At 49.8% G+C, this 11,847-nt stretch carries 11 protein-coding genes; 6 read left to right on the forward strand and 5 right to left on the reverse strand.

Translation table 11 applies throughout. The features are described from left to right. Positions 1-130: 130 nt before the first annotated feature. Positions 131-1,522, reverse strand: a complete 1,392-nt coding sequence (locus AC286M_RS11540; protein WP_488204532.1) for a malic enzyme-like NAD(P)-binding protein — start codon at positions 1,520-1,522, stop codon at positions 131-133. Positions 1,523-1,661: 139 nt separating this feature from the next. Here AC286M_RS11540 and AC286M_RS11545 point away from each other — a divergent pair, with 139 nt between their 5' ends. Both AC286M_RS11545 and AC286M_RS11550 read left to right on the forward strand, forming a co-directional pair. Further along, on the forward strand, positions 1,662-2,120 hold the full coding sequence (locus AC286M_RS11545) for an SRPBCC domain-containing protein (RefSeq protein WP_488204533.1): 459 nt from the start codon (positions 1,662-1,664) through the stop codon (positions 2,118-2,120). Positions 2,121-2,207: 87 nt separating this feature from the next. After that, positions 2,208-2,927: a GUN4 N-terminal ARM-like repeat domain-containing protein gene (locus AC286M_RS11550; protein ID WP_488204534.1), complete on the forward strand. Its 720-nt coding sequence runs from the start codon at positions 2,208-2,210 to the stop codon at positions 2,925-2,927. A gap of 108 nt (positions 2,928-3,035) precedes the next feature. On the opposite strand, the gene AC286M_RS11555 is transcribed toward AC286M_RS11550, so the two are convergent. Continuing rightward, complete coding sequence (locus tag AC286M_RS11555) at positions 3,036-4,613, reverse strand: pentapeptide repeat-containing protein (protein ID WP_488204535.1); 1,578 nt, start codon at positions 4,611-4,613, stop codon at positions 3,036-3,038. Between the two features lie 539 nt (positions 4,614-5,152). Here AC286M_RS11555 and AC286M_RS11560 point away from each other — a divergent pair. Then, on the forward strand, positions 5,153-5,992 hold the full coding sequence (locus AC286M_RS11560) for a prephenate/arogenate dehydrogenase (RefSeq protein WP_488204536.1): 840 nt from the start codon (positions 5,153-5,155) through the stop codon (positions 5,990-5,992). A gap of 231 nt (positions 5,993-6,223) precedes the next feature. Here the strand turns inward: AC286M_RS11560 and AC286M_RS11565 are convergent, their stop codons facing one another. The 3 genes from AC286M_RS11565 to folD form a co-directional block, all read right to left on the reverse strand. Further along, positions 6,224-6,688: a divergent PAP2 family protein gene (locus tag AC286M_RS11565; RefSeq protein WP_488204537.1), complete on the reverse strand. Its 465-nt coding sequence runs from the start codon at positions 6,686-6,688 to the stop codon at positions 6,224-6,226. A 127-nt stretch (positions 6,689-6,815) separates the two neighbouring features. Further along, the gene (gene crtE, locus AC286M_RS11570) at positions 6,816-7,739 is read right to left on the reverse strand and encodes a geranylgeranyl diphosphate synthase CrtE (protein WP_488204538.1); all 924 of its coding nucleotides are present in this window, start codon (positions 7,737-7,739) and stop codon (positions 6,816-6,818) included. A 142-nt stretch (positions 7,740-7,881) separates the two neighbouring features. Continuing rightward, entirely contained in the window at positions 7,882-8,748 is an 867-nt protein-coding gene (gene folD / locus AC286M_RS11575) for a bifunctional methylenetetrahydrofolate dehydrogenase/methenyltetrahydrofolate cyclohydrolase FolD (RefSeq protein WP_488204539.1), read from the reverse strand. A 430-nt stretch (positions 8,749-9,178) separates the two neighbouring features. Between folD and AC286M_RS11580 the strand changes: the two genes are divergently transcribed. The 3 genes from AC286M_RS11580 to AC286M_RS11590 all read left to right on the forward strand — a co-directional run bounded on the left by AC286M_RS11580 (position 9,179) and on the right by AC286M_RS11590 (position 10,991). Next, the gene (locus tag AC286M_RS11580; protein ID WP_488204540.1) at positions 9,179-9,649 is read left to right on the forward strand and encodes a hypothetical protein; all 471 of its coding nucleotides are present in this window, start codon (positions 9,179-9,181) and stop codon (positions 9,647-9,649) included. A 110-nt stretch (positions 9,650-9,759) separates the two neighbouring features. Then, positions 9,760-10,200, forward strand: coding sequence for an NUDIX hydrolase (locus AC286M_RS11585; RefSeq protein WP_488204541.1), 441 nt, complete (start codon positions 9,760-9,762; stop codon positions 10,198-10,200). Between the two features lie 32 nt (positions 10,201-10,232). Then, the gene (locus AC286M_RS11590) at positions 10,233-10,991 is read left to right on the forward strand and encodes a M48 family metallopeptidase (protein WP_488204542.1); all 759 of its coding nucleotides are present in this window, start codon (positions 10,233-10,235) and stop codon (positions 10,989-10,991) included. The last annotated feature ends 856 nt before the right edge of the window (positions 10,992-11,847 follow it).

Here is an 11,847-nt window from a genome sequence, read left to right on the forward strand (position 1 = left end):
CTCACAGAAGACGAAACGGGACGCATCCCAATTCTGTACCCTATTACAAATCGTAAAGTACTAATGCTCCCATTGTGCCACTGACTCCAACTGGATGCAGTCGAACAATAGCCAGATCTTTGAGTGAACACTAATCTCCCGCTAAACCATCAGCCCGCGCCGCATGTTGAACCGCAGCCGATACCGTTGCCGCCACTCGATCATCAAATACCGATGGAATAATATGCTCCGGCGTTAAGTCCGAGGGTTTAACTAGAGATGCGATCGCTTCTGCGGCATCTAGATACATGGTGGTAGTCATGGCTTTGGCGCGACAGTCAATCGCACCGCGCAGAATGCCGGGGAAGGCCAGCACGTTATTGATTTGGTTGGGATAGTCGCTGCGTCCGGTGGCCATCACGGCCACGTCCCCAACGACGAGTTCCGGCTGAATTTCGGGAATTGGGTTGGCCATCGCAAAGACAATTGGATCGCGCGCCATTGACCGCACCATTTCTGGGGTCACAACACCGGGAACGCTAACGCCCATGAACACATCGGCTCCCTTCATCGCGTCCGCCAGCGAACCGGACTCTTCCACGGCAAACTCTTTTTTCTGGTTATTCAAATCGGTGCGGCTGTGGCAAATCACGCCTTTGGAGTCGCACATCAGAATAGTTTGAGTCCCGGCCTTGCATAATAGACGTGCGATCGCAACTCCGGCAGCGCCCGCACCGTTAATCACGACCCGAATTGAGCCGATCGGCTTGTCCACCAGCTTGAGCGCGTTCATCAGCGCCGCCAGGGACACAATTGCGGTACCGTGCTGGTCATCATGGAACACGGGAATATCCAGTTCGCGCTGCAGCCGCTCCTCAATCTCGAAGCAGCGGGGGGCGCTGATATCTTCCAAATTCACGCCGCCAAAGACGGGAGCGATATACTTCACGGCCTTAACGATTTCGTCCACGTCTTGCGTGTCCAGACAGATCGGGAAGGCATCCAGTCCAGCAAATTCTTTGAACAGCATCGCTTTGCCTTCCATCACGGGCAGCGCTCCGGCTGGGCCTAGATTCCCTAGTCCTAAAACCGCACTGCCGTCGGTGACAATGGCCACTGTGTTGCTCTTGATTGTCAAGCTATAAACCTGATCGGGATCTTCTGCGATCGCAGTGCAAATTCGGCCCACACCGGGCGTATAGGCCATCGCCAGATCAGACTGGCTCTGCAGCGGAATTTTGGACTCAATGCTGATCTTGCCACCCCGGTGCAGGTTAAACGTGCGGTCGTAAACGCTGAGCAGCTTTACATCCGGCAGCGCTTTGACCTGGGTGACAATTTGCTCGGCATGTTCGGCGCTGAACGCATCCACCGTCAGGTCGCGCACCACCAGCTTGAGATTGCGCTCGACAAGACTAATCTGCCCCAGGTTGCCACCCGCTTCTGCGATCGCAGTTGTAATGGTGGCCAACATGCCGGTGCGATTGGGAATTTGCAGCCGCAGGGTGAGGCTAAAACTAGAGTTGGGAGTCAGATTCGTCATTGTTAATTTTGTGTAAATGATAAGTAGGATACATGGACAGCCCACACCAGCAATCCGAGAATCCTGTGAAATTGCTTAACAGCATAGGGGAATCCTAAGTAGAAAAGTGTACTGAGTCACACCGACAATCACCAAGCCCATGCCCAGCTTTTACACTGAAATCGAAATCAACGCTCCTATCGACCGCGTCTGGGATGCCCTTGTGCACAAAGAAGACTGGCGGTGGTGGAACACCTTTCTGTTTGACTGCAATGCCAAGCTGCCCTTTGAGCCGCAGCAGGAAGTTTGGCTGGCCATTTGCCGATTGCCAGGGGATGAGGAAATCGAGTTTTGGCCGACGGTAACGGTGGTGGAACCCGGCATCTGTCTCCAATGGCGCTCTCAAATCCCTGGACTGCACAACGAACACAGCTTTGAGCTACTCAGCAGTAGTCGCGATCGCACGAAATACGTCCACCGCGAAACCTTCTCCGGCTGGCTCACCAAGCTCTTTCTGCCCCTCATCCGCCAAGACGAACAAGTCGGCATGCGCCGCATGGCCACCGAACTCAAACAATACCTAGAACAACTTCCCCCTTCTCCCCTCCTAATGCCCTAGAGTTTCCGGTAAAGTGGAGGGAGAAAAGACACGCTAATCAGCATAAGCTGTAGGTTTCCACATTCGTAGACGGCCACACGGTTCAGTATGACTAGTTCCACCACCGATCCCGCTTCCGCAACTGATGCGATCGCAGAATTGAAGACACAGTTCCAGTCTGCTACACCCAAAGTGCAGTTGGAGCTTGTAGAGACTTTGTTCGAACAGGGCGATCAGGGGCTGCAAGCGCTGATGGATCTGTTGCTGGATCGAGCCAGCGATGACGCTGATCCAGTGGACGGCAAAATATACCAAATTCTCTGGAGTACAGAGCAGTCCTCCTTTCAGTCCCTGTTAGAAGCCAATTGGCCCTCTGGCCTGATCTCGCTTGATTCAGAACAGGGCGTAGACTATCAGCCACTGCATGATCAGCTCGTTGAGCAGGACTATGAACTGGCCGATCGCACCACCCTCCAGCTTATGTGTGAACTGGCAGGTGCGGCTGCCGCTCGGCGCAAGTGGCTCTATTTTTCCGAAGTCAATAATTTTCCGCCTACTGACCTGCAAACGATCGATCGACTCTGGCGAGTTTTCTCCGTTGGCAAGTTTGGCTTTTCGGTGCAGCGAGAGCTGTGGCTCGGCGTGGGCAAAGATTGGGACAAGCTCTGGCCCAAAATTAATTGGAAAACCGGCAATCGCTGGACGCGCTATCCCAATGAATTCACCTGGGATCTTTCGGCACCACGGGGACACCTGCCGCTATCGAATCAGCTACGCGGTGTGCGAGTTATGGAATCCTTGCTAACCCATCCAGCTTGGACTGAGTGACATCACGTTCGCGTATCAGAAACCCAATTTAACTTTTTGAGCGGCTGGCTGAGCCAGCCGCTCAAAAAGTTAAATTGGGTTTTAAACAGACTTCGTATGAGAGCGCGATTAGCAGTTTTCAATGAAGCGCAGAATTTCGTTCAGATTGGGTGGCTTGGTGGCCGTGTCAGCCGAGGGAGCTGAGCTGGTAGAAGATTTGCGATCGCTGACTGCGGAGCGACGCGAGCGGCGGCCAAATTCAGGATGTTGATACAGCTCAATGGCTTGATTGCTGGAATTGGTGACTCGCACATGAGTGGGAGCCTGAAACAGCGGCGACTTTTGGACAAATTTCGTCACCATCTGAGAAAACTCAACTGCCTGAGCCGCTTCCAAGCCCTGTCGCGCAATCAGTGCCACATGATGAGCACGAATGGACTCCACTTCAGATAAGTCCACATTGCTCTTGGCGTGGCTTTCGAGCTGTTCTACGATACTTTGAATGATACTCAAGACAACATCGCGAGATTGAAACGGCAGCGTCACGATGGCAGCAATGGGGAGTAATTGCTGATCGTCCTTGACGCGGAAAATCAGCCGCGTGCGCCGATTATCAAACTGAATTTCGGGCGCACGATTCAAAATATCGCTTTTTTGGGCAATTTGCTGGTAAGTGGCTGCCAACGCAAGATGAGACTCTGGATCAAGCTCAAAATCAATATCTAGGCACATGGTCGGCGGTGTTTCGTTGAAAAAGCGCTGTACCTCTTCCTCGGTAAACCGGACAATTTTGGAATGATCGCCACCTGGACTTAAATCCAACCAGCCACACACTAAACCCTCTGTCTCTAAATCAAACCGGGAAACGCCATAGAGTTTGGCTCCAGTTAGCTTGGCCCCAGTCAGATCAGCGCCGCGCCATTCCGCTTCGATTAAATTGGCGCGAGATAAATCGGCATGAACTAGTGTGGCTCCGCTCAAATCGGCTTGGCTCAAATCAACACCGCTTAGGGTCGCGCCACTCAGCTTAGCCCCGCGCAAATTGGCTCCACAAAGTTTGGCCCCGCTGAAATCGGCCCAGCGCAGATTGGCTCCGCTCAAATTCGCATCTGTGAAATTACCGCCCCGAAAATCTGCGTGGCGCAGCTCTGCTCCCCGCAGATCGGCCCCCTGCATATTCGTCCGCACCAAACTGGCTCGGGACAGATTGGCATCAGTTAGATTGGCATCAACCAAGTTGGCTTCCGTTAAATCAGCCCGACTCAGATTCGCCCCACTGAGATTGGTCTGCCGCAGTTTGGCTTCACGTAGAGTCGCCTCACTCAGGTTGGCCTCAATCAGTTCGGCCTCACTCAGATCGGCCCGCATCAGTTCGCCCCGAATCAGCGATGCGCGATTCAAGATGGCGTGATTTAAATCGGCCAAACTGAGATTGGCCACGTTTAGATCGGCTCCTGACAGATTGACGTGGCTGAGGTTGGCGCTACCGAGACGAGCTACATTGAGCTTTGCACCTTGAAGATTCGCATGGCTCAGATTCGCCCCACTAAAATTGACCAGACTCAGGCTGGACTGACTGAGATCGATTTCACTCAGATTTGCGCCGCTCAGATTCGCTTCAGTGAGACGGATAGCGGTAAACCCTTTTTCCCCTGAAGCGCGGCGCTGGATAAGTTCCTTGGCGGTGATTGAGGCAATCTGCGGCATAAATTTCAGCGATAACGGCAAGATGCAACAACCCAAACATCCCCAGGTTAGAAATCTGCAGTGATCCAGAGATCTGAGGATTTCTAACGTGACCGGGGCTGAGGTACAGGATGTGATTTACTCTTTTGCTTTAGTAGTTTTCCCGAATTGACCCAACTGCGATCGCAATTTGTCATTCTGGCTAACTCAGCATTCGAGCGAATCGGCTAGCAGAGTTAGGACTTACAGGATTGTTCTGATTATGTCAGCAAGCTTCACCAACCAAACTCAGTAAGATGACCCAATTCATCTATCTTCTAGGCAGAATTCCCAGAAGAAGATTGAAAGAGCGGCAGTGAGGTAATCCTCCATATCTCATAGGATGCCCCAGTTCGGATAAAAATCAGCGTTACTTCATGCAAAGCGATACAATCCTGACGGCTTAAACAAATTTTTGCAGCATCAATGTTGACCATTACAAAGCCTGTATGAAGAAGCACTGCGGAGCTTTACGAAGCATAAACGCAGGTTTGGAGGTCGTTTGAAGGGGAGATTGAATCATGAAGATTGGGATTGTTGGGCTGGGATTGATTGGGGGGTCGCTGGGGCTCGACTGGTCGGCCTATGGTTATACGGTGCTAGGCGTCAGCCGGAAACAATCAACCTGCGAAACTGCGATCGCACGTCGGGCTGTCGCCGATGCCAGTCCCAATTTCGCCATTTTGGCTGAAGTCGATGTGGTGTTTATCTGCACGCCGATTGGGTCAATTTTACCGATGATCAAGGCCATCGCACCTCATCTCAAGTCAACGGCGATTGTGACCGATGTCGGATCGGTCAAAGGGGCAATTGTGCAACCTGCGACGGAACTGTGGCCCAACTTCTTGGGTGGACACCCAATGGCGGGCACGGCAGAAGTGGGTATTGATGCTGCACTGTCCAACCTCTTCGTCGATCGGCCCTATGTGCTGACGCCCACGCCCCAGACTCCCAGCGATACCGTAGAGCAGGTTAGCCAGCTGGTGAAAGCGCTGAACGCTTGCTTAATCCATTGCGATCCGGCGGAGCATGATCAAGCGGTGGCCTGGATTTCTCACTTACCTGTCATGATCAGTTCAAGCCTGATTCAGTCCTGCTTGAACGAGACGGATAAGAATGTGTTGAAACTAGCCCAACAGCTAGCCAGCTCTGGCTTTCGCGATACCAGTCGGGTCGGTGGCGGCAACCCAGAATTGGGTCTAATGATGGCGCAGTATAACCAGGAGGCACTGTTGCGATCGCTGTTTGCTTATCGCGATCAACTCGAACAGGTGATTCAGCAGATTGAAGCTCAAGACTGGTCGGCGCTCCAGCAACAGCTGATTCAAACGCAGCAGGAACGACCATTTTTTGTAGAGTAATGCGCAATCCGATTAAAACCCAGTAATTTATTGGGTTCTGATACACGGACTTGATATCAGCAACTGGCAGAAACCTAAAGAGGACGGCTCAGCCGTCCTCTTTAGGTTGAACTGAATTCGACTTAATTTATATAGTGATTCCAGTTAAGAGTGAGAAAGCGAGAGGGGAGAGTGCCTAATCCTGAGGCACTCTCCTCTCTCGCTCTTATGTAGAACCGCTATAGCAACAATTTACAGCAACGGATGGGCTGAACCCGCCAACCAAGCAATAACGCCGCCCAAGAGTGCGCCAGCAATCACCTGCACGGGCGTGTGTCCCAGTAGTTCCTTCAGGCGATCTTCGTTGAAATCTTTATGCTCGTAGAACAGCTCATCAATGATTTGATTCAGAATGCGAGCCTGTTTACCCGCCGCTTGGCGCACACCAGCCGCGTCATACATTACAATCCCTGCGAAGATAGCCGCCAAGGCGAAGTCAGCCGTTTCCCAGCCTTGAGTTTGGCCCACTCCCACGGCTAATGATGTCACCAGTGCAGAGTGAGAACTGGGCATACCTCCCGTTTCGACTAAAACCCGGACATTGAATTTGCCGTCTTTAGCTAGCTCAAAAATGAGCTTGAGCGCTTGGGCAATCAAGCAAGACAAGAGCGCTACAAGCAAGACATAGTTATTGATCACTTCGCTGAAGTCGTGCATGGATTTGGATACAGAAAAACGAAAGCTTTGAGCAGATGTCAACCACAATGCTTAGAGTTAGGGCTAGGGGAGCAGTCGTCAAGCAACCTGAAGATAAACTTGGCGCATTCCAGCTTAGCGCAACGATCTAATGCTTTCGGGCTGTAATGTAATCTGCGATCGCAATCAGCGGTTGAGCCGCTTCTCCATAAGGAGCCAACTCTGCCTTGGCGGATTGGATTAGTTCTTGGGCACGACGCTGAGATTCTTCGATACCCAAAAAGCTGGGATAGGTCGCTTTTTGAGCCTCTACATCTTTACCAGCGGTTTTGCCCAACTCTTCTGCCGTAGCCGTGATATCGAGCACATCATCAATAATTTGAAACGCTAGACCAATGTTTTGGGCATAGCGAGTTAAGCGCTCCACATCAGTTTGGTTCGCACCTGCTAGCACGGCCCCGGATACAACCGAAACTTCTAGTAGCGCTGCCGTTTTATGCTGATGGATGAAATTTAGGGTTTCTATGGTGACATCGGGATTGCCTTCTGACTCCAGATCTACCACTTGGCCACCTACTAATCCGGCTGCACCGACAGCCCGACCTAACCGCGCAATCACGTCCAGCACTCGGTCGGCAGCAACCCCTTTCGTTTGGGTGGCAATCCATTCAAAGGCCAGAGTTAATAAGCCATCACCTGCCAGAATCGCGATGTCTTCACCGTAAACTTTGTGATTGGTTAACTTGCCCCGCCGATAATCATCGTTATCCATTGCGGGCAAATCATCGTGGATCAGTGACATGGTATGCACCATTTCCATCGCACAGGCTGTTGGCATCGCCGCCTCAATTGATCCTTCCATCAGCTCGCAAGCGGCTAGACAGAGAATGGGGCGCAGTCGCTTTCCTCCCGCCATCAGGGAGTAGCGCATTGAGTTGTAAATGGTTTCGGGATAGACAACGGCAATCGACTGATCCAGAGCAGTTTCAACTTGGATACGCCGTTCTTCTAAGTAAGCTGCCAGGTCAAAAGACGCTTGCGGGGCAGAACTACGATTATCTGTGGATACCATGATTGATCTCTATGAGCGCTGTTTAACTGGAACTGAGTGGGGAAAGCAATTGGCTAATCTGGCCTGTGTTTGTGCTTGTGTTTTGTGCCTATGATTTATGTCTGTGATTTGTACTGCAAAAAACACTGGGTAACGCCCAACGTCATGATGATAAACGTTGACGGTAACTCCATACCGTATTGTGCAACAGCATGGTTACGGTCATGGGGCCAACTCCACCCGGAACGGGAGTTATCGAGCCTGCTACCGGTTCAACGGAGTCAAAATCAACGTCGCCGACCAGCCTCGATTTACCGTTAGTGTTGGTCACCCGGTTGATCCCCACATCGATCACGACAGCGCCTGGTTTAACCATCTCCGCTGTGATCATCTGGGGGCGTCCCACTGCCGCTACTAAAATATCAGCGCTGCGGGCAATCTCCGCTAAATTTTGCGATCGCGAATGGGCGATCGTCACCGTCGCATTTTGCTCCAGCAGCATCATCGCCAGCGGTTTGCCTACTAAAATACTGCGGCCTATTACCACGGCCTGCTTGCCCTGGCAGTCGATATCGTAAGCCTTGAGCATTTCCATCACGCCTGCTGGAGTGCAGCTCCGCAGACCCGGTTCACCGCGCAGCAGCCGACCCAAATTCATTGGGTGTAGGCCGTCTGCGTCTTTATCAGGCGCAATTTGGTTGAGCAATGCCACGGAATCCAAATGAGCGGGCAGCGGCAACTGGATCAAAATGCCATCGACTTGATCATCCTGATTCAGGTCGTCAATCAAACGGCTGAGGGCTGCCTGATCGGTATCTCCAGGCAAGTGTTTACCAAATGAGGCAATGCCGACGCGATCGCAAGCTCGCTCTTTATTGCGCACATAGGCAGCGCTGGCCGGATTATCTCCCACCATCACTACGGCCAAACCGGGTGGACGCCCACCTTGTTGAGTTAGACTTGTGACTTGCTGAGTTAGATCAGTTTGGATTTGCTGAGCTAGAGTTTTGCCATCGAGAATCTGAGCCATAATGACAGAAAAAATTGATTGATCAGATGGGCGTCGTAGTTGAACATGTCAGTCAGAATTGGCATGATTCGGATCTCAATCTGCGATCGCAGCTGAGTCACCAATATGCTCTAACCAGTGTCTCAGAAAATTTGTCCCCTACCGACAGTCGTGTTGCATTCCGATATGGAATCGGCTATGAAATCTCAGCCCAATCCCGACTTGATTGTGAACGAGAGGCTGATACCATTGGCATTCCATTCAGCAAAGTTGATTTGCCAAATTGATTTTTAATGGATTTTCACTGACGGCTTCGATACAACATTCACTTGTGACTAGGATCTTGATCATGCTTCAGCCCCTTATCCGATCCCTACGATCCCGCCCTTCTGTCGCTGCCCCAAACCGATTAACTCTACCTGCGGATCCGGATCAGTCTTGCTTTCGGTTCATGAAACATTCAACTCCTGGTGGGTTAATAAGAAGTGGATTGATCAGCCTGTTCACCGGCCTGCTGGTCACAGCAAATCTCAGCTGCAGTTCATCACCAACCCTAAGCACTGAGCAGACCGATGCAGACAACACCATCACTGCCAGTTCATCCGAAGTCGCAGTGGCTCGGCCTCACCGCAGCAATATCCAGCCCATTGCCCAACTCCTCGCCGCCGATCCCACTACTATAGTGGATACAACGGTTCATCTCAGCGGCAAGATTGTGCAGCAGATCCCCTTAGTCGATGGACGGATCTACGAGCTACAGGACGAAACGGGCAGCATTTGGGTCATGGCTGCATCCGAATCTGAAGCGCTCATTACGGGCAACAACATCCAAATTCAAGGCATCGTTGCTTATGAAAATATTGCGATCGCAGGTCAAGAACAGGGTGAGTTATATATCCAAGAGCAACAAATCTTTGACTGATTTCGGCCAGAACATGATTTGATAAGAATACAGAGTTAACAACCAGCCAGTCCCTACGTTTACTCAATTGATTCACCAGTTTTTTGCATCGTTACAGCCACGAAACTTCAATGACATCGACTCCAGTAGAAGTCGCCATTGCCATCCTTTATCGAGCTGATCAGTTCTTGATGCAGTTGCGAGATGATATTCCGGGCATCGCGTATCCCGGCCACTGGGGTCTATTTGGTGGACATTTAGAGCCAGGAGAAACACCGGAAGTTAGCATGAAGCGAGAGTTAATTGAAGAAATCGGTCATACTCCTAACCATCTATCTCTTTTTTCTAGCTACCCAACTCCCACTGTGATTCGACATGTATTTTGTAGCCCATTAACGGTTGATCCAGCAGATCTAACTTTAAATGAGGGGTGGGACTTGGGTTTACTATCATGTAGTGATATTCATCAAGGATATGCTTATTCTCAGCAGGCCGGAAAGATCTGCCCCATCGGTCAGCCCCATCAGCAGATTTTGATTGATTTTATGACCCAACAATATTCACTGTCTTAGTTCGTAAATTTGGTCATCAATTTGACAATCTGATGGTAAGTCAACCCAACGTTCTGAACTATCGAGTCCGCGAAAGCCGCCGGGCCAAGCATGTCAGCATCCGCATTTCGCTGCTGGGCGAAGTAGAGGTTGTTGTGCCCAAAGGGTTTGATCAAAGCTGCATCCCCGACTTGGTACAAGAGCGGCGCACCTGGATCACCCGCACCGTCCAGCAGCTCAGAACCGAGCGACAGTCCGTCACCCCGGAAGCCGATGCTCCACTGCCGGATGAAATTATTTTGCGATCGCCACCTGAACGGTGGCAAGTGGTTTATCAACCGACTGGTCAATCAACTGGCTCTCAACCGACAAATACGCAAAAGATTAAGGTGTCGATCCTCCCTTCTCATTATGTTTTAGTGACTGGGGACTTAAGCGACCAGCGAGCTTGTCGGCAAGCGCTTCAGCATTGGCTACGGCAATATGCCAAAGCCAAACTAGTTCCCTGGCTAGAACAGGTGAGCCAAGAGGTACAGCTTCCATTTCAGCGCGCCTCCGTTCGAGGACAGCGCACTCGTTGGGCTAGCTGTTCTAACCAGCAAACCATTAGCCTCAACTACAAGCTGCTGTTTCTGCCACCAGATCTAGTGCGCTACGTTTTTATTCACGAACTTTGCCACACACAGCAGATGAATCATTCATCTGCCTTCTGGTCGTTAGTTGAAGCTAAAGAAGCAAACTATCGAGACTTGGATGCAAATTTGCGCAAAGCATGGCGTTATGTACCTGCTTGGGCTGAGCGCAAACCCTAGCTTGAATAGCTGCTGCACATATTGTTACCTATGGCAGATGATTAGCTCTGTCGAATTCCTTATAATTTGAAATCGCATCTTGTCATCAGGAGCTAGCTACCGTTGCCTGCACAGTTTATTGATCTCAGTATTTACCTCAATATAGATAATCAATCGTGACCTGGTTGGCTTCTTTGAGGTAACCATTCGAGATATCAAGCTGCTCTTCTCAAAGAGGACTTTAAATTTAGGCAGTAGATATCAAAGCATTATAAATTTTGCTAATAGCTAGATGAATTTGATTGTTGATGTGTTAGTTGTTGTACAGAATATGCCAGTTCAAAATAAACAATTTCCAGTTTTTGTAGATTCGATTTAGTCGTTATTAACTCATATAAGTATTTTTAGCTAGGAAATAGGAGCCAATTTCAGATTATTCACTGAACGTTCAGTTGCACAGGGTTTTACCCATACGAAGTTTCATTTGCTTTTAAGTGGTTACACGTAATTGAAATGTAATTAAAATTTAAGAAGGCAAGCAAATTACTAATGGTTATTCGATAGGTATTTTGCTTTTCCAGCGTTTTTACTTAATCAAGTCAGGTGACTTGAAAATAATAAAAAACCTCCTTGTATTTAAAAAATACTTTTTATTCTAATAGCTTTAATTTTTACCTAACATTAACTTGACAAAGTAAGCTTAAATTTCGTTTAGACTATTAAGACAAGCCTGGCAGTTTGACACCAGTAGTAACTTACACTTCTAAATTCTTTATTCATTTTAGTTTAATTAAATGAATCGCAATCCGTTAGTCAGTCAATGATATTAAGTCATCAATGCTGAGAGCGATTTGTTTATAACTCATTGTTTTTTCTG

The organism is Thainema salinarum CENA647 (genome assembly GCF_057732415.1).

Excerpts from the sequence above, each read along its gene's own strand:
- AC286M_RS11540 (WP_488204532.1), bottom strand. The coding sequence starts at position 1,522 with ATGACGAATCTGACTCCCAACTCTAGTTTTAGCCTCACCCTGCGGCTG.
- AC286M_RS11545 (WP_488204533.1), top strand. The coding sequence starts at position 1,662 with ATGCCCAGCTTTTACACTGAAATCGAAATCAACGCTCCTATCGACCGC.
- AC286M_RS11550 (WP_488204534.1), top strand. The coding sequence starts at position 2,208 with ATGACTAGTTCCACCACCGATCCCGCTTCCGCAACTGATGCGATCGCA.
- AC286M_RS11555 (WP_488204535.1), bottom strand. The coding sequence starts at position 4,613 with ATGCCGCAGATTGCCTCAATCACCGCCAAGGAACTTATCCAGCGCCGC.
- AC286M_RS11560 (WP_488204536.1), top strand. The coding sequence starts at position 5,153 with ATGAAGATTGGGATTGTTGGGCTGGGATTGATTGGGGGGTCGCTGGGG.
- AC286M_RS11565 (WP_488204537.1), bottom strand. The coding sequence starts at position 6,688 with ATGCACGACTTCAGCGAAGTGATCAATAACTATGTCTTGCTTGTAGCG.
- crtE (WP_488204538.1), bottom strand. The coding sequence starts at position 7,739 with ATGGTATCCACAGATAATCGTAGTTCTGCCCCGCAAGCGTCTTTTGAC.
- folD (WP_488204539.1), bottom strand. The coding sequence starts at position 8,748 with ATGGCTCAGATTCTCGATGGCAAAACTCTAGCTCAGCAAATCCAAACT.
- AC286M_RS11580 (WP_488204540.1), top strand. The coding sequence starts at position 9,179 with ATGAAACATTCAACTCCTGGTGGGTTAATAAGAAGTGGATTGATCAGC.
- AC286M_RS11585 (WP_488204541.1), top strand. The coding sequence starts at position 9,760 with ATGACATCGACTCCAGTAGAAGTCGCCATTGCCATCCTTTATCGAGCT.
- AC286M_RS11590 (WP_488204542.1), top strand. The coding sequence starts at position 10,233 with ATGGTAAGTCAACCCAACGTTCTGAACTATCGAGTCCGCGAAAGCCGC.